This window comes from Burkholderia sp. HMSC10F09, from assembly GCF_001806955.1.
Lineage (GTDB): Bacteria > Pseudomonadota > Gammaproteobacteria > Burkholderiales > Burkholderiaceae > Burkholderia > Burkholderia multivorans.
This window is the reverse complement of sequence record NZ_KV786795.1, coordinates 1-1,313: the sequence shown is the minus strand read 5'-3', so window position 1 is coordinate 1,313 and position 1,313 is coordinate 1. Positions and strand designations below refer to the sequence as shown.

Annotated in this window: 2 protein-coding genes; both read right to left on the bottom strand. The window is 74.2% G+C overall.

The features are described 5' to 3' along the window. The coding region (locus HMPREF3115_RS19095; protein WP_141751703.1) for a cytochrome c biogenesis CcdA family protein at nt 1-836 on the bottom strand (836 nt) is incomplete at its 3' end. A gap of 37 nt (nt 837-873) precedes the next feature. Further along, nucleotides 874-1,313 (bottom strand): peptide-methionine (R)-S-oxide reductase MsrB (gene msrB, locus HMPREF3115_RS19090; protein WP_070555626.1); only part of this gene is annotated, 440 nt, incomplete at its 5' end.

Genomic DNA, 1,313 nt, shown 5'->3' with positions numbered 1-1,313 from the left:
GCTGCCGCGGTATCGGCCGCCGCCATCATCGCGGGGCCCGGGCCGGCATCGCGCTGCATGCGACCGGACGCGCCGTCGACGGCCGCCATCGCAATCGGCATGCCCGCCGGGCGGCCGCCGAGCCGGTCGACGAGGCGCGTTTCGAGGCCGCCCGTCGCGATCGTCGACAACTGCGCGAGCGCACCGGTGTCGAGACCGAGCGCGATCGCGCCGACGCCGGCCAGGAGCGCCGCGCCGATGCCGCGACGGATCCATTCGCCGGCGCCGAGCGAGCGCTTCATCGCGGCGAACACCTTGCCGCCGATCACGAGCGCGACGCCGAGCGACGTCGCCGCGCCTGCCGCGTACGCGATCAGCAGCAGCGTGGTGCCGACGTTCGCGCCGTGCAGTGCCGCGCCCGTCAGCACGAGGCCGAGGATCGGGCCGGCGCAGGGCGCCCACAGCAGGCCGGTCGCGACGCCGAGCAGCAGCGACGACACGGGTCCGGCCGGGCGGCCGTCGCGCTGCGCGAGCCCGGTGAGCCGGTTGCCGGCCGCGACGAGCGGGCGCGTCAGATGTTCCGCGACGCGCGGCATCAGCAGGCTCAGGCCGAAGATCGCGAGCAGCACGATCGCGGCACAGCGGCCGGCCTGATTGGCCTGCGCGACCCAGCCGCCGCCGACGGCGGCGAGCGTCGCGACGACGGCGAACGTGAGCGCCATCCCGACGAGCAGCGGCAGGCCGGTGCGCACGAATGGCTGGTCGGCGCGCGCGAACACGAACGGCAGCACCGGCAGGATGCACGGGCTCAGGATCGTGAGTACGCCGCCGAGATAGGCGAGGACGATGAGCAGCATGGGAGCGTCTCCGAAGAGTCAGCGGATCGGGGCCGGATCAGGCGGCCGCCGGGTGGAAGACGAGCGCGAGACCGTTCATGCAGTAGCGCAGGCCGGTCGGCGGCGGGCCGTCGTCGAATACGTGGCCGAGATGGCCGCCGCAGCGGCGGCAATGCACTTCGGTGCGCACCATCCCGAACGACGTGTCGGCACCGGTGCCGACCGCGTGATCGAGCGGCTGCCAGAAGCTCGGCCAGCCGGTGTGGCTGTCGAATTTGGCGCTCGACGAGAACAGCGCGAGATCGCAGCCGGCGCACGCGAACGTGCCGCGCCGATGTTCGTCGTTCAGCGGGCTGCTGTAGGGCGGCTCGGTGCCCGCGTCGCGCAGCACCGTGTACTGCGCGGGCGTGAGCCGGCGGTGCCATTCGGCGTCGCTCAGCGCGACTTCGAAGCGACCGGCCGGCGGCGCGGCGAACGCGCGGCCGACGAGCGCGCGGC